At 69.9% G+C, this 16082-nt stretch carries 13 protein-coding genes; 1 reads left to right on the forward strand and 12 read right to left on the reverse strand.

Features of this window, described 5'->3' with window-relative positions; all coding sequences use genetic code 11:
- Positions 1-4: 4 nt before the first annotated feature.
- From SK095_RS02015 to SK095_RS02045, 7 genes are all read right to left on the reverse strand, one after another.
- Positions 5-1711, reverse strand: a complete 1707-nt coding sequence (locus tag SK095_RS02015; protein WP_201486562.1) for a putative 2-aminoethylphosphonate ABC transporter permease subunit — start codon at positions 1709-1711, stop codon at positions 5-7.
- 1 nt (position 1712) lies between these two features.
- Positions 1713-2762, reverse strand: a complete 1050-nt coding sequence (locus SK095_RS02020) for a putative 2-aminoethylphosphonate ABC transporter ATP-binding protein (protein WP_201486561.1) — start codon at positions 2760-2762, stop codon at positions 1713-1715.
- Positions 2763-2886: 124 nt separating this feature from the next.
- Positions 2887-3753, reverse strand: coding sequence for a LysR substrate-binding domain-containing protein (locus SK095_RS02025; protein WP_236574726.1), 867 nt, complete (start codon positions 3751-3753; stop codon positions 2887-2889).
- 254 nt (positions 3754-4007) lie between these two features.
- Positions 4008-5528 (reverse strand): aldehyde dehydrogenase family protein, encoded by a 1521-nt coding sequence (locus tag SK095_RS02030; RefSeq protein ID WP_320547664.1) that lies wholly within the window; start codon positions 5526-5528, stop codon positions 4008-4010.
- A gap of 65 nt (positions 5529-5593) precedes the next feature.
- Positions 5594-6421 (reverse strand): phosphonoacetaldehyde hydrolase, encoded by an 828-nt coding sequence (phnX, locus tag SK095_RS02035; RefSeq protein ID WP_320547665.1) that lies wholly within the window; start codon positions 6419-6421, stop codon positions 5594-5596.
- Between the two features lie 39 nt (positions 6422-6460).
- Entirely contained in the window at positions 6461-7777 is a 1317-nt protein-coding gene (locus SK095_RS02040; protein WP_320547666.1) for an MFS transporter, read from the reverse strand.
- A gap of 173 nt (positions 7778-7950) precedes the next feature.
- On the reverse strand, positions 7951-9120 hold the full coding sequence (locus SK095_RS02045) for a 2-aminoethylphosphonate--pyruvate transaminase (protein ID WP_320547667.1): 1170 nt from the start codon (positions 9118-9120) through the stop codon (positions 7951-7953).
- Positions 9121-9249: 129 nt separating this feature from the next.
- Here SK095_RS02045 and SK095_RS02050 point away from each other — a divergent pair, with 129 nt between their 5' ends.
- On the forward strand, positions 9250-10149 hold the full coding sequence (locus SK095_RS02050) for a LysR substrate-binding domain-containing protein (protein ID WP_136490983.1): 900 nt from the start codon (positions 9250-9252) through the stop codon (positions 10147-10149).
- A 52-nt stretch (positions 10150-10201) separates the two neighbouring features.
- Here SK095_RS02050 and SK095_RS02055 read toward each other — a convergent pair whose 3' ends face one another.
- The 5 genes from SK095_RS02055 to SK095_RS02075 all read right to left on the reverse strand — a co-directional run bounded on the left by SK095_RS02055 (position 10202) and on the right by SK095_RS02075 (position 16062).
- A complete protein-coding gene (locus SK095_RS02055) occupies positions 10202-11872 on the reverse strand; it encodes a bifunctional protein-serine/threonine kinase/phosphatase (protein ID WP_136490984.1) in 1671 nt (556 codons plus the stop codon).
- A 148-nt stretch (positions 11873-12020) separates the two neighbouring features.
- On the reverse strand, positions 12021-13232 hold the full coding sequence (locus SK095_RS02060; RefSeq protein WP_136490985.1) for a nitrate/nitrite transporter: 1212 nt from the start codon (positions 13230-13232) through the stop codon (positions 12021-12023).
- Positions 13233-13661: 429 nt separating this feature from the next.
- The gene (locus SK095_RS02065) at positions 13662-14144 is read right to left on the reverse strand and encodes a cytochrome C (RefSeq protein WP_136490986.1); all 483 of its coding nucleotides are present in this window, start codon (positions 14142-14144) and stop codon (positions 13662-13664) included.
- 120 nt (positions 14145-14264) lie between these two features.
- Positions 14265-15059 carry an ABC transporter ATP-binding protein gene (locus tag SK095_RS02070; protein WP_320547668.1) on the reverse strand — a complete coding sequence of 265 codons (795 nt, stop codon included), beginning with the start codon at positions 15057-15059 and terminating at the stop codon, positions 14265-14267.
- 10 nt (positions 15060-15069) lie between these two features.
- The gene (locus SK095_RS02075; RefSeq protein WP_320547669.1) at positions 15070-16062 is read right to left on the reverse strand and encodes an ABC transporter permease; all 993 of its coding nucleotides are present in this window, start codon (positions 16060-16062) and stop codon (positions 15070-15072) included.
- Between the last annotated feature and the right edge of the window lie 20 nt (positions 16063-16082).

Here is a 16082-nt window from a genome sequence, read left to right on the forward strand (position 1 = left end):
TGAGTCAGGGATTCGGGTCCTGGCGCCAGGCCTGGCTGCGGCGCAGCAGGCCGCGCGAGGCGGCGGCCAGCAGCAGGGACACGGCGGCGGAAGTGAGCAGGATCAGGGTGGACATGGCGGCAGCGCCGCCGACGTTGCCGGCGTCGTCCATGTTCAGCACGGCGATGGCGGCGAGCATGCTGTCCGGGCTGTAGAGGAAGATCACCGCCGACACCGTGGTCATCGCCGAGACGAACAGGTAGCGGACGATGTCCAGCAGCGCCGGCAGGCATAGCGGCAGGGTGACGCGCAGGTAGTGGCGGAACAGCGGCACGCGCAGTGACAGGGCGGCGGCCTCGAACTCGCCGTCGAGCTGGCGCAGCGCGGTGCTGGCGGTGATCTGCGCGGTGCTCAAAAAATGCGCCACGGTGCACAGGGTGAGCAGCAGCAGGCTGCCGTACAGGCCGCCGAGCGGGTTGCCCGGCAGGTTGAAGAAGAACACGTAGCCGAGGCCGAGCACGAGACCGGGCACCGCCATGGGCACGAAGCACAGCAGGCGCAGGACCTGGGTGAGGGCGTCCTGGCGGGTCTTCTCCAGCAGCCAGGCGCCGGTGAAGATCAGGAAACCGCCGATCAGCGCGCTGGCGGAGGCCATCAGCAGGCTGTTGAAGTACGGCTGCCAGCCGCCGGGCAGGTCGGCGAAGGCGTAGTGGCGCAGCGACAGCGACAGGTTGTACGGCCAGAAGGCGACCAGCGACGAGTACACCGCCATGCCGAACACCAGCAGGAGCAGGCTGCACAGGGCGATCACCACGGCGAGGAAGGCGGCGTCGCGGCGCGGTGCAGGCTGCGGGCGGAACACCTGGGCGCGACCGCTCATCGCCTCGCGCTGGCGGCGGCGCAGCCAGGCGTCGACCGCGAAGCTGAGCAGCGCCGGCACCAGGAGCACCAGGCCGATCAGCGCGCCGCGGCCGAACTGCTGCTGGCCGACCACCGCCTTGTAGGCCTCCAGCGCCAGCACCTGGTAGTCGCCGCCGATCACTACCGGCACGCCGAAGTCGGTGATGGTCAGGGTGAACACCAGACAGAAGGCGGCGAATACGCCCTGGCGGCTGCCCGGCCAGGTGATGCTGCGGAACGCCTTCCAGGGACTCGCGCCCATGCTCGCCGCGGCGTCGAACAGCCGCGCGTCGGCCAGCGCCAGCGCCGAGAGCAGGATCATCAGCGCGTGGGGGAAGGTGTAGATCGCCTCGCCGAGGACGATGCCCCAGAAGCCGTAGATGTTGTCGTCCAGCAGCTCGCGCAGCAGCCCCTGGTTGCCGAACAGGTAGATCAGCGCGATGCCCGGCAGCATCGACGGCGCCAACAGCGGCAGCAGGGAGATGCCGCGCCACAGGCCCTTGGCCGGGATCAGCGTGCGCTGCAGGGCGTAGGCGAACAGGTAGGCCAGCGGCACCACGATCAGCGCCACGGTCAGCGCGACCTTGAGGCTGTTGCCGAGCAGCCAGCGGAAGTTGGCGCTGGCCAGCAGCTCGGCCGCAGCGGCGAGGCCGCCGCCCTGGCCCGGCTCGCCGGCAAAACCGCGCCAGAGCATGGCGGTCAGCGGCAGCAGCACGGCGAGGACGAGGAGGGCGAGCATCAGCCACTTGCCGCCGTCGACGAACAGGCGGTCGGCGCGGGCGCAGCGCAGGCCGGCGCGGGCGCCGGCGGGGAGGGAGAGGGTGCTGTGCATGTCAGGCGAACACCTGCAGGCGGTGCGGCGGCAGGGCGACCCACAGCTCGCCGGCCGGGTGCGGCAGCGCCTCGGGGGCGACCTCGGCCTGCAGGGCGTGGCCAGGCAGCTCGGCCAGCTCGAAGCTCAGCCGGCAGCGGTTGCCGAGGAAGGTGATCTCGCGCATCTGCGCGCGGCACAGGTTCGGCTCGTGCACCGGCGGGTTGATGACGATGGCCTCGGGGCGGCAGAACAGCCGGCCGCGCTCGGCGCCGGCCGCCACCGGCAGGCGCAGGTCGAGGTTGCCGACCCGGGCGAAGCCCTCGCCGCTGCGCTCGAACGGCAGCCAGTTGCCCTGGCCGACGAACTCGGCGACGAACGGGCTGGCCGGCTGGGCGTAGATCTCCCTTGGGGTGGCGTACTGCTCGACGCGGCCGTGGTTCATCACCGCGATGCGGTCGGCCATCAGCATGGCCTCGTCCTGGTTGTGGGTGACCATCAGGGTGGTGATGCCGAGCTGGCGCTGCAGGGCGCGCAGCTCGGTGCACAGGTGCTCGCGCACGCGGGCGTCGAGCGCCGACATCGGCTCGTCAAGCAGCAGCAGCGAGGGCGCCGGGGCCAGCGCGCGGGCCAGGGCGACGCGCTGCTGCTGGCCGCCGGAGAGCTGGCCGGGATACTTCTTCTCGCTGCCGGTCAGGCCGACCAGCTCGAGCATCTGCGCGACCCGCGCGCGGATCGCCTCGCGCTCGCTGCCGGTCAGGCCATAGGCGATGTTCTGCTCGACGGTCAGGTTGGGGAACAGCGCGTAGGACTGGAACAGGATGCCGTAGTCGCGGGCCTGCGGCGGCAGCGCGGAGATGTTGCGGGCACCGATGTGCAGGGTGCCGCCGTCCTGGCGCTCGAGGCCGGCCACGCAGCGCAGCAGGGTAGTCTTGCCGCAGCCGGAGGGGCCGAGCAGGCAGACCAGCTCGCCGGCGGCGATGTCCAGGGACACGCCGTCGAGGGCGGTGAAGCTGCCGAAGCGCTTGCGCAGATCGTGCACGCGCAGGTGCGGGGTGGACGTGGGGAGCATGATGCGTTCCTCGTGGAGCGGTATGACGCGACGAGGGTCATGCTAGGCGGACTGTGCGAAAGCCCTGTGGCAGTTGGGCAAAACCTGCCGATGGATGCATCGGGATTTTTGTGAAGCCGGGTTTTCAGTCCGGCTGTGCGGCGGCCTCGCGGGCCACGGCGAGGAAGGCCGCCGGCAGGCGGGCCAGGCGGCGTTCCTTCAGGCAGTACAGGTATTCGACGATCTGCGGCGCGCCCTCCAGCGCCAGCACGCGCAGCTCCGGGCTGTGCGGCACCTCGTGACGGGCGATGATGCTGACGCCGATGTTGCGCAGCACCGCCTCGCGGATCGACTCGCGGCTGCCGATCTCCAGCAGTGCCTGCGGGCGCACGCCGGCATCCATGAGCATCCGCTCGGTCAGTTCGCGGGTGGTGGAGCCGGCCTCGCGCATCAGCAGGCAGTGGCGGGCCAGGGCGGCCAGCGGCACGCTGCTCAGCGCCGCCAGCGGATGCTCGCGGTGCACCGCCAGCACCAGTGGGTCGCGGCCCAGTTCCAGGCGCACCAGGCGCGGATCGTCGAGGCGCTGCGAGGAGGCGGCGAGGTCGACGCGGAACTCGTCGAGCGCCTCCAGCACCTCCTGGGAGTTGCCGATCTGCACCGCCACCTCGACGCTGGGCAGGCGCTCGCGGAAGCGCTTGAGCAGGTCGAGCACGTAGTAGGGCGCGGTGGCGCCGAGGCGCAGGCTGCCCTGCTGCTGGCCGCTGTTGCGCAGGAAGAACTCGATGTCGGCTTCCTGCTGCAGCAGCGCGCGCACCCTGGGCAGCAGCTCGGCGCCGGCATCGCTGAGGGTCAGCCGGCGGCCGCCGCGGTAGAACAGCTCGATGCCGTAGCGCGCCTCCAGCTGGCGGATCTGGGTGGTCACCGTCGGCTGACTGAGGCCGAGCTTCTTCGCCGCCTGGGTGATGCTGCCCAGTTGCGCCACCTGGTAGAAAGCCTTCAGTTCGCTGCTCAACGCCGTCGCTTCCGGGGATTGGGGGTTCATTTTAATGCCAGCCGTACTCCACTGGCAGCGGGAGAGCGGTCTGACCGGGCAACTGAGCGGCCCGGGGCTGCCGAAGTCGCGGCCGGAGCGCGGGGCATGGAAAAAAAGCGCGGCCGAAGCCGCGCTGTGAAGAGGTGCTGCCGGAAACTGAGGGAAACCGGCAGCCACCCCGGACGGCTCCGACCTGCCGACCCTTGCGTCGGGGCGCGTGGAGAACGGCAGGGTCAGAAGAAGCCCAGCGGCTTGATGTCGTAGCTGACCAGCAGGTTCTTGGTCTGCTGGTAGTGGTCGAGCATCATCTTGTGGGTCTCGCGGCCCACGCCGGACTTCTTGTAGCCACCGAAGGCGGCGTGCGCCGGGTACAGGTGGTAGCAGTTGGTCCACACGCGGCCGGCCTTGATGCCGCGGCCCATGCGGTAGGCGCGGTTGATGTCGCGGGTCCACACGCCGGCGCCCAGGCCGAACTCGGTGTCGTTGGCGATCGCCAGCGCCTCGGCCTCGTCCTTGAAGGTGGTCACGCCGACCACCGGGCCGAAGATCTCCTCCTGGAACACGCGCATGTCGTTGGTGCCCTTGATCAGGGTCGGCTGCACGTAGTAGCCGCTGGCCAGGCTGCCTTCGAGCTTCTCGGCGGCGCCGCCGGTGAGGATCTCGGCACCTTCCTCGCGGGCGATGTCCATGTAGGAGAGGATCTTCTCGAACTGCTGGTTGGACGCCTGGGCGCCGACCATGGTCTCGGTGTCCAGCGGGTTGCCGCGCTTGATCTGCTTGACCTTCTTCATGACCTCGGCCATGAACTCGTCATAGATCGACTCCTGGATCAGCGCGCGCGACGGGCAGGTGCACACCTCGCCCTGGTTGAAGAAGGCCAGCACCAGGCCCTCGGCGGCCTTCTCGATGAACGCAGGCTCCGCCTGCATGATGTCTTCGAAGAAGATGTTCGGCGACTTGCCGCCCAGCTCGACGGTGCTGGGGATGATGTTCTCGGCGGCGCACTTGAGGATATGCGACCCCACCGGAGTCGATCCGGTGAAGGCGATCTTGGCGATGCGCTTGCTGGTGGCCAGCGCCTCGCCGGCTTCGCGGCCGAAGCCCTGCACCACGTTGAGCACGCCCTTGGGCAGCAGGTCGCCGATGATCTCCAGCAGCACGGTGATCGACAGCGGAGTCTGCTCGGCCGGCTTCAGCACGATGCAGTTGCCGGCGGCCAGCGCCGGGGCCAGCTTCCAGGCGGCCATCAGCAGCGGGAAGTTCCACGGAATGATCTGGCCGACCACGCCCAGCGGCTCGTGGAAGTGGTAGGCGGCGGTGGTGTCGTTGATCTCGGCGGCGCTGCCTTCCTGGGCGCGGATGCAGCCGGCGAAGTAGCGGAAGTGGTCGGCGGCCAGCGGCACGTCGGCATTCAGGGTCTCGCGCACGGCCTTGCCGTTGTCCCAGGTCTCGGCGACGGCGAGCACTTCCAGGTTCTGCTCGATGCGGTCGGCGATTCTGAGCAGGATGTTGGCGCGGTCCTGTACCGCGGTGCGGCCCCAGGCGTCGGCGGCGGCGTGGGCGGCGTCCAGCGCCAGCTCGATGTCTTCGGCGGTGGAGCGCGGGAATTCGGCGATGTCTTCGCCGGTGATCGGCGTGGTGTTGGTGAAGTAGCGGCCGTTGACCGGCGCGACGAACTCACCGTTGATGTAGTTGCCGTAGCGCGGCTTGAAGGAAACGATGGCACCGGCGGTGCCCGGTTGTGCATAGATCATCTGGCGGCCTCTGTTGTCGGTCTTGTGGCGAAGGCCGGGGCCGCCGCAGCGGCCCCGGAGCGGCATCAGCAGCCTTGCGGCGTCTCGCCGCGCTGCAGGCGGGCGTTGATGTCGTCGATCACCGCCGGCAGCTCGGCGATGGTGTCGATCAGGTAGTGCGGGCGCGCGCCCTCGAACAGCTGGGCGATGCGCGCCCGCTCGGCGGCGCGGCGCTCCTCCGGCAGCGCCTGGTACTCGGCGTAGGTCAGGCCGAGGGCGTTGCCGGACATGGTCAGCGCCACCGTCCACATGCCGGCGCTGCGCCCCTCGAGGATGCCCGGCCAGGTGTCGTCGACCTTGACGCAGGCGGCGACGTCGCTGATGCCGAGGGCGATCACGTTGGCCAGCGCCTGGGCCGGGTGCGGACGGCCGTTGGGCACCTCGTCGGTGGCCACCACGTGGTCGGCGAGGTAGCCGTTGCTGGCGGCCAGCTTGACCACCTTGTCCATCACCACCGCCGGGTAGCCCGAGCAGGAGCCGATCTTCAGGCCCTTGCCGCGCAGCGCGGCGATGGCTTCCAGGGCACCGGGGATCAGCGCCGAGTGCTCGGCGATCTTCTCGATCTGCAGCGGCATGAAGCGCTCGTAGATGGCGGTGACGTCGGCGTCGCTGGGCAGGCGGCCGAAGCGCGCCCGGTAGCGTTCGGCGATCTCCGGCACGTCGCACAGGGTGCGGATGTGGTCCCACTTGCCCATGCCCATCGGCCCGCGGGCCTCGGCCAGGCTGACTTCCACGCCGAACTCGGCGAACGCCTCGACGAAGATCTGGGTCGGCGCGAAGGAGCCGAAGTCGACCACGGTGCCGGCCCAGTCGAGGATGGCGGCTTGCAGCTGGGTGGGTGCTTGATAGTTCATTTTCGTTACTCCGGATGACGGCGGATGAAGGGGGTGTGTTCAGGCCAGGGCCTTGCGCGGGCTGCCGGCCACGGCCGGTTCGGCGCTGCCCTGCGGCCGGCTGTTCCAGTGCGGGATGAGCAGTACGGTGGCCACCAGCGCGGTGACGGTGAAGCAGAGGAACACGGTTTCGGTGTCGAAGTAGCCGGGCAGCAGGCCACCGAGGATGGCGCCGGTGGAGCCGCAGCCGTTGACGAAGCCCGAGGCGGTGCCGGCGGCGCCCTTGCTGTAGTCGATGGCCGCCGAGCTGCTGATCATTGAGTCCGGCCCGTACAGGGTCAGGCCCATCAGGAACAGCAGGCCGACCACCAGCAGCACGCTGCCGCTCTGCATGGCCGGGACGAACAGGGCGAGCACCACTGCCAGGGCCAGCAGGCTGAGCACGCAGGCCGGGAAGCGGCGTGCGCCGAACAGCCGGTCGGAGAGCAGGCCGATCAGCACCGGGCCGACCAGGCCGGCGACCTCGAACGCCGACGGCACCAGCGCGGCGGCCACCTTGCCCAGCTCCGGCATGCGCTCGTAGACCATCACCGGCCCCCAGAACAGGATCGCGTAGCGCGCCGGCTTGAGCAGGAAGTAGGCCAGGCCGAGCACCAGCACGGTGCGGTTGCGTAGGATGGTGCGCAGCGACTCCCAGAAGCCCGGGTGCTCGCCCACCGCGGCGTGCTCCTCCTCCACCGCCGGCAGGCCGACGTCCTGCGGGCGGTTGCGCTGCAGCCAGAGGAACAGCACGGCGACCACTGCCACCACCGCTGCGCCGGAGACGAAGGCCATGCGCCAGTCGCCGAATGCCTGGTAGGCCCACCAGCCGGTGAAGGGCGCGGCGACCAGACCGCCGAAGGCGTAGCAGCTGCTCCACAGGCCGAGCACGCGGCCACGCTCGCGGGTGGCGAAGAAGCAGCCGATGTTCTTGCACAGCCCCGACCAGCCGGTGGACTGCGCCAGACCCTGCACCACCATGCAGGTGGCGAAGATCGGCAGGGTGGCGAAGGTGCCCATCAGCAGGGCGGCCAGCGCCGAGACCAAGAGGCCGCCGAACACCACCACGCGGGTACCGAAGCGGTCGGCGAACACGCCCCAGACGAACTGGCCGACGGCGTAGGCGCCGAGGTAGAGAGCGTCGAGGTTGGCCATGGCGGCCTTGTCGAGGGCGAAGTCGGGGTCCTCGCCGATGCCGAGCTTGGCCACCGAGAAGGCCTTGCGAGTGAAGTAGAAGGCGGCGTAGGCCAGCCAGGTGATGGCGAAGATCTGCCAGCGCCAGCGCTGGAGATCGCTGCTGAACAATCGGAAGGACGAACCGCTCGCGTGCTGCGTCATGAATCTGGCCTCTTTTGCTTGTAGGAATCGGCAGTTCAAAGCTGGAAGTCGTTCTTGTTATCGCGCCGGGCGCCACGTGCGAAGGACCGTCGATCGGTCTCGCGCGTGCCGCCGTGGGGTGGGCTGCCGCGAGCCAGCGGGGCTCGCGGCCTGCGGTTCAGGCGGCCTGCGCTTCAGGCGGCCGGGCCGCGGATGTCCACCTGCATGGCCGCCAGCGATTCGGCGATGGCGCGCAGCAGCTGCTGGACGATGCCCTCGTCGATCTGGCCGATGTGGCCGATGCGGAAGCTCTCGGCGAGGGTCAGCTTGCCGGGGTAGATGATGAACTGGCGCTGTTTCAGCTCGTCGTAGAAGCGCTTGAACTCGAAGTTGGGGTGCTCGGGGCAGAAGAAGGTGGTGATGATCGGCGACAGCCAACGGTCCTCCAGCAGGGTGCGGAAGCCCAGGGCGCGCATGCCGGCCACCAGCACGTCGCGGTTGCGCGAGTAGCGCGCCAGGCGCCCGGCGACGCCACCCTCGGCGCGGTGCTGCTCGAGTGCGGCGCGGAAGGCCATCACGCTGTGGGTCGGCGGGGTGAAGCGCCACTGGCCGCTGCGCTCCATGTACTGCCACTGCTCGAACAGGTCGAGGCTCAGCGAGTGGAAGCGCCCCCTGGACTGCTCGAGCAGATCGCGGCGGGCGATGACGAAGCCGAAGCCGGGGATGCCCTCGATGCACTTGTTGGCCGAGGACACCAGGATGTCGAAGGGGATGGCGTCGACGGTCAGCGGCACCGCGCCGAACGAGCTCATGGCGTCGACCATCAGCAGCTTGCCGTGCGCCTTGACCACCGCAGCGATCTCGCGCAGCGGGTTGAGGATGCCCGAGCTGGTCTCGCAGTGGACCAGGAACACCGTGGTGACGTCGGGGTTGTCGCGCAGCAGCTGGTCGACCTCCTCAGGCTGCGGCGGCAGGTAGTCGCCCTTGTCCAGGCTGACATGGGCGCGGCCGAGGTAGTCGAGGGTCTGCCGGGCGCGCTTGCCGTAGGCGCCGTTCATCAGCACCAGCGCCTTGCCGTCGCGCGGCACCGCGGCGGCCAGCGCCGCCTCGACGGCGAAGGTGCCGCTGCCCTGCACGGGCACGCAGACGTAGCTGTCGTCCGCCACCCCGGCCATCGCCACCAGCTCGCGGCGGATCTCGGCGGTGACCTGGTTGAACTCGCCGTCCCACGAACCCCAGTCGCGCAGCATGGCCTGCTTGGTGGCCAGCGAGGTGGTCAGCGGGCCGGGGGTGAGCAGGTAGGGCTCGCCCAGCGCCGGCGCGGGCAGCGGCTGGGATGTGGCGATGAATTCGGCTTTGCTCATGATCGTCTCCTGTTCGGTAGGACGCAGCGGGTGACTGCCTGGCGACGATCAAACCAATTCGGCACTAATAAATAAAATCGTTTTATGATATTTCAAAAACAACTACAGCTTATTACTGCGAGAAATCCGATGGCGATCTCCCATGCCCAGCTCAAGGCCTTCCACGCGGTGGCGGTGCACGGCGGCTTCACCCGCGCGGCCGAGCGCCTGTTCCTCAGCCAGCCGGCGATTTCCGACCAGGTGCGCAAGCTCGAGGAACTCTACGGGGTGCAGCTGTTCCACCGCACCAAGCGCTCGGTGCAGCTCAGCGAGCTGGGCGAGCGCCTGCTGGCCATCACCCAGCGGCTGTTCGCCGCCGAGGGCGAGGCCGAGGAGCTGCTGTCCAGCTCGCGCGCCCTGCGCAGCGGCCAGCTGACCCTGGCGGTGGACTCGCCGGTGCATGTGCTGCCCTATATCGCCCGCTTCAACGCGCGCTACCCCGGCATCCGCATCAGCCTGGTCACCGGCAATACCGACGAGGCCCTCGGCCGCCTGTTCGACTACCGCGCCGACCTAGCGGTGCTCGGCCGCCCGGTGGAGGACGCGCGCCTGCTGTGCCAGACCCTGAGCAGCGGCCCGCTGGTGGCCTTCGTCGCGCGCAGCCATCCGTGGGCGCAGCGCCACGACATCGTCCTGGCCGACCTCGACGACCTGCCGATGGTGCTGCGCGAGCAGGGTTCGATGACCCGCCAGCTGCTCGAGGAGGAGATGCAGCAGGCCGGCCTGCGCCTGCGCCCGGCCATCGAGGTCGAGGGCCGCGAGGCGGTGCGCGAGCTGGTGCTGGCGGGTATGGGGGTGGGCGTGGTGTCGGCGGCGGAGCTGGGCGAGCACCCGCAGGTGCACGCGCTGCCGATCCGCGACTGCCGGCGGCAGATGACCGAAACCCTGGTGTGCCTGCGCGAACAGCGTACGCGGCGGATCATCGATACCTTCCTGCAGATGGTCGACGAGGCGCTGGCCGGTTCGCCGCGGGCCGCCGCGCAACAGTGACCGGCCCGGCCAAGCGCCGGGACGCAATGGCCGGCCCGGGCCGGGCGGCAGGCTACGGCTTGAGTGCCATCACCAGCAGGATCAGGTTGACCAGCAGCGAAACCAGCGCCAGGCCGCGCCAGAACTTCAGCGGCTCGCGTTCGAGCAGCGGGCGGGCGGGCAGGTCGCGGGCGCGGCGCTCGCCCTGGTCGAGGGCCAGCAGCCATTCCTCGGCGGTCTCGAAGCGCTGGGCGGGATTGCTCGCCAGCGCCCTGAGCAGCAGCTCGTCGAGCCAAGCCGGCAGGTCCGGGCGGTAGCGGCTGGCGGTGGTCGGCGCCTTGTTGGGCGGCTGCTGGAACGGCTCCAGTTCGCCGTAGGGATACTGGCCGGTGAGCAGGCGGTACAGGCAGACGCCGGCGGCGAACAGGTCCTGGCGCGGCTCCGGCGCGGCGCCGGCGAAGGCTTCCGGAGCGATGTAGCTGGGCGTGCCGGGCAGGCTGTGCGCCTCGTCGGCGGACAGGCCGGGGCAGTAGGCGAGGCCGAAGTCGAGCAGCAGCAGCTCGCCGCCGTCGCCGACCAGCAGGTTCTCCGGCTTGATGTCGCGGTGCAGGATGTTGCGCCGGTGCAACTGGCCGAGGGCGCGCAGCAGGCTGCGCGAGATCTGCAGCCAGTCGGCCAGCGGCAGCGGCCCCTGCTGCTCCAGACGGGCGGCCAGGGTCTGCCCGGAGTACTCGCGCATGACGAAGTACAGGTGCTGGCGCTGCGGCAGGCCGTGCACCTCGGGGAAGCCGAGGCCGGCGACCCGGCGCAGGAACCATTCCTCCTGCAGCAGCGCCTGCTGGGCGCCGGGCTCATCGCTGCGGCTTCCCGGCAGGGTCTTGAGCAGCCAGGGACGGCCCTGGCCGTCGCGCACCCGGTACAGCAGCGACTGGCGGCTCTCGGCGAGCAGGCCTTCGACCCGCCAGCCCTCGAAGTCCTGGCCGTCGCGCAGGCGCGGCGGCAGCGGCCACTCGGGCAGGCTGGCGAGGGCGTCGGCCAGGCTGGCTTCCGGCAGTTCGTCGATGCGCACCACCACGGCGCTGGCGTTGTCCTGGCTGCCGGCATGGTGGGCGGTGGCGACCAGGGCATCGGCGATCGCCTGCGGCTCGCGCTCGGTGGCGAGGATGTCGCGGATCACGCCGTCGTCGAGGGTCGCCCAGATGCCGTCGCACAGCAGCAGGAAGGTCTCGCCGGCCTGCAGGTCGCCGTCCAGGTAGTCCATCACCAGGTGCTGGTCGAGGCCGAGGGCGCGCTTGAGCACGTGCTGCATGCCCTCCTGCTCCCAGACGTGCTCGCAGGTCAGGCGCTGCAGCCTGCCGGCGTGCCAGCGGTAGGCGCGGCAGTCGCCGACGTGGGCGAGGGTGAAGCGCCGCCCGCGCAGCACCAGGGCGGTGAGGGTGGTGAGCAGCGGCTGGCCACCGCCGGCGCTGTGCAGCCAGCGGTTGTGGGCGACCAGCAGGCGATCCAGCGACTGCGCTACCGGCCAGGTTTCCGGGGTGGCGTAGTAATCCAGCGCCAGCGCCTGCAGGGTGGCGCGGGCGGCCAGACCGCCGTCGGCGCACTGGCTGACGCCGTCGGCCAGGGCCAGCAGGTGGCCCTTGCTGGCGGCCAGCGCCGGCGCCGGGGTCACCACGCGGATGGCGTCCTGGTTCTCGGCTCGCGGGCCGGTGGCGCTGGCTTCGCCGATGGTCAGGTGCAGGGGCATGGGACGGTCCTGTCAGGTTGGGGGCGCAATGTCGATGGCTCCCACGCTCCGGCGTGGGAGCCGGGAGGCTGGGCGCTCCGCGCCCAGGGAGCGCCGGAGCGCTCCAGGCGGCGTGCCCACGCGGGAGCGTGGGCACGATCATGGCATCCTAGACCCGCGCCGCGGTCACCGCCGCCGAGCCCCAGGTGGTGCGCCAGCGCAGCTTGACGCTGTGCAGGCCGATCCAGGCGACCACGCCGAGGGCGGCGAACAGCCACAGGCCGAGCTGGTAGTCGCCGGTGGACTGCTTGACCGCGCCCAGGCCCGCGGTCAGGGCGAAGCCGCCGATGCCGCCGGCCATGCCGATCAGCCCGGTCATCACGCCGATGGTCTGGCGGAAGCGCTGCGGCACCAGCTGGAACACCGCGCCGTTGCCGGCGCCCAGGCTGAGCATGGCGACCACGAACAGCGCCAGCGCGGCGGTCGAGCTGGGCAGGTTGAAGCCGACCGCGGCGATGCACAGCGAGGCCACGGTGTACATCACCAGCAGGGTGCGGATGCCGCCGATGCGGTCGGCCAGGGCGCCGCCCAGCGGGCGCAGCAGGCTGCCGGCGAACACGCAGGCGGCGGTGTAGTAGCCGGCCTTGACCGGGTCGAAGCCGTACTGGTCGTGGAAGTAGCCGGGCAGTGTGCTGGCCAGGCCGAGGAAGCCGCCGAAGGTGACGCTGTAGAACAGCATGAACCACCAGCTGTCGCGGTCGGTGAGCGCCTTCAGGTAGTCGCCGAGCGCCTTGGGCTTGGGCCGCTCGGGGGCGTTCTTCGCCACGGCGGCGAAGATGATCAGGGTCAGCACCAGCGGGATCAGCGCCAGGCCGAACACGTTGTTCCAGCCGAAGGCGCTGGCCAGCAGCGGGGCGAACAGCGCGGCGAGCACGGTGCCGGAGTTGCCGGCGCCGGCGATGCCCATGGCCTTGCCCTGGTGCTGCGCCGGGTACCACTGCGAGGCCAGCGGCAGGGCGACGGCGAAGGAAGCGCCGGCGAAGCCGAGGAACAGGCCGAGCAGCAGGGCCTGCTGGTAGCTGTGCACGCCGTGCAGCCAGGCCACGGCGAGGGCGGCGATGACGATCGCCTGGCCGACCAGGCCGGCGGTCTTCGGCGAGGTGCGGTCGGCGAACAGGCCCATCAGGAAGCGCAGCACGGCGCCGGCGAGGATCGGCGTGGCGACCATCATCGCCCGTTGCTGGGTGGTCAGGCCGAGGTCGGCGGCGATCTGCACGCCCAGCGGGCCGAGCACGTACCAGACCATGAAGCTCAGGTCGAAATAGAGAAATGCGGCGAACAGGGTTGGCGTGTGGCCGGCTTTCCAGAAACTCGTGTTCATCTGACACCTCGGATCCAAAGTTCGCAAAAGACCGGGGGCTGGCGCGCAAGCGAGCCTGGTCGGCAGGCCGCGCCAGTCCCCCGGATAACGCCGGGCTTGTGGCCGGGCGCTGGTGGCAGAGCCACCGCTGGGGGAAAGGGTCACTGGGCCGCTGCGCGGATCACGCGGCAGCGGCCCGCCCCGGGCATTGGGGCGTGAAACGACAAAGGCGTCGCAGCACGCCAGCCGGGGCTGGGTGATGCGACGCCTTTGTCGTCAGTGCGGCAGCCGCCATTGGCTGCCGTTGCCAGAGCTTCAGCAAGAGCTGTGCCAATGTGCCGAGGGCTTGGAAAATGGCCGTCTGGGGTTCACCAGAGGAGTCGGGCGTGATTCAAAAGAGGGCGTGGCGGCGCATCGTGCGCCGCCACGGGGCGTCCGGCGGGCTGCCGGCTATTTGCTGGCGGCCGGCGGCATGGGGAACATCACCACCGGCCCCTCCGGCGTGTCGCCGGGCGGCAGCGCCATGGGCGCCGGCTCGCCGGCCGGGCCGAGGTGCTTGACCAGCTGGTAGATGGCGCGCAGGTCCTCGTCGGTCATGTGGTGCAGGGTCTGGTTGGGCATTGGCGGGCGGTAGTTGGCGCTTCGCGCCAGCGCCAGCCACTGGCTCTCGCTGAGCTTGGGCAGCACCAGGCGCAGGTTGCTGGGGTAGGTGGTGCCCCAGGGGCCGTACCAGCCGAGGCTGTCGCCCTTGAGCCAGTCGCTCTCGGCCACCTTGCCCGGCGCCATCAGGTAGCCGGAGGTGTGGCAGTCGTTGCAGCCGGAAATCTGCACCAGATAGCGGCCGCGTTCGATCAGGTGCTCGTCGGCCTGGGCCGGGAGCAGGGGAAGGGCCGCCAGCAGGGCGACGGGGAGCAGGGTACGCAAGGGCAGCATGGAGATCTCCTGTCGAGGCTGGCCGCTTCAACAGGTATAGCGCGATGCCATCGACCAGCCGCCCTTGCATGCGCCTGGCCGATCAGCGGTTGCGGCCAGGCGCATGCGGCAGGACGGGTGTCAGGCGGCCGGGCGCTTCTGGCGCTGGTAGAGGAACTCCAGCACCGCGGCGCGGTACTCGTGGTAGCGCGGATCGTGGGCCAGGGCCATGCGCTCGCGCGGGCGGGCCAGGTCGACGTCGAGGATGTCGCCGACGGTGGCCGCCGGGCCGTTGCTCATCATCACGATGCGGTCGGAGAGCAGCACGGCCTCGTCGACGTCGTGGGTGATCATGATCACCGTGTTGCCGAGGTCGGCGTGGATCTCCATCAGCGAGTCCTGCAGGTGGGCGCGGGTCAGGGCGTCGAGGGCGCCGAACGGCTCGTCCATCAGCAGCACCTTGGGCTGCATGGCCAGCGCGCGGCCGATGCCGATGCGCTGCTTCATGCCGCCGGAAATCTCGCTGGGGCGCTTGTCGCGCGCGTGGGTCATGTGCACCAGGTCGAGGTTGTACTCGATCCACTCGCGCATTTCCGCCTTGCCCTTCTTGCCCCTGAACACCTGCTGCACGGCCAGTTCGATGTTCTGGTAGCAGGTCAGCCAGGGCAGCAGGCTGTGGTTCTGGAACACCACCGCGCGCTCCGGGCCGGGGGCGTTGACCTCCTTGCCGTCGAGGATCACCCCGCCGGTGCTGGCCTGGTAGAGGCCGGCGACGATGTTGAGCACGGTGGACTTGCCGCAGCCGGAGTGGCCGATCAGCGAGACGAACTCGCCCTTGGCGATCTTCAGGTTGACGCCCTGCAGGGCGCAGAACAGGCCCTTGTCGGTGGGGAAGCTGATGCCGACGCCGGTCAGTTCGAGGTGTGCGTTGCTCATGACGATCTCCTTAGCGCAGGTCGGCGTTCTTGTCCCAGCTGACGCGGCGTTGCAGGCCGAGCATGAGACGGTCGAGGACGAAGCCGATCAGGCCGATGGTCAGCACGGCGACCATGATGCGGCCGAGGGAGTTGGAGCTGCCGTTCTGGAACTCGTCCCAGATGAATTTGCCGAGGCCCGGGTTCTGCGCCAGCATCTCGGCGGCGATCAGCACCATCCAGCCGGTGGCCAGCGACAGGCGCAGGCCGGTGAAGATCATCGGGATGGCGGCGGGCAGCACGATGCGGCGCACGTGTTCGAGCGGCGACAGGCTGAGCACGCGGCTGACGTTGAGCAGGTCCTTGTCCAGGTTGGCGACGCCGACCGTGGTGTTGATCACCGTCGGCCACAGGCAGCACAGCGCCACGGTGAAGGCCGAGGTGACGAAGGACTTGGCCAGCAGCGGATCGGCGCTGGTGTAGACGGCGCTGACCACCATGGTCACCAATGGCAGCCAGGCCAGCGGCGACACCGGCTTGAACACCTGGATCAGCGGGTTGATGGCGCTGTAGATCGGCTTGCTCAGGCCGCAGACGATGCCCAGCGGGATGGCCAGCAGCGAGGCGAGGGCGAAGCCGGTCATCACCGTGTACAGGCTGGTGAGGATCTGCTTGAAGAAGGTCGGCTTGCCGGTGTACGGGCGCACGGTCACCTTGGCCTCGGGGTCCTTGGCCAGGCGCTCGGCGTTGCGCGCTTCCTGGCGGGCGTAGAAGTCGTCGGCCTTGCGCTGCTCGGCGACATGCTCCTGTACCAGGCTGGTGAACTGGCCGACCACCTGAGTCGGGCCGGGGAACTTGCCCAGGCTGGTGTCGATGCTGCCGGCGACGACCTGCCAGAACAGCAGGAAGGCCAGGATGCCGGCGGCGGGCAGCAGCAGGGCGGGCATCCAGCGCTGGATCAGCGCGGCCTTGTGGGCGGACTTGATGGTGTCCTTGATCGGTTTGGCGACGGCGGGATTGCTCATCGTCTGGTCCTCGGGGCTGA

The organism is Pseudomonas sp. AN-1 (assembly GCF_034057115.1).
Taxonomy (GTDB): Bacteria; Pseudomonadota; Gammaproteobacteria; order Pseudomonadales; family Pseudomonadaceae; genus Geopseudomonas.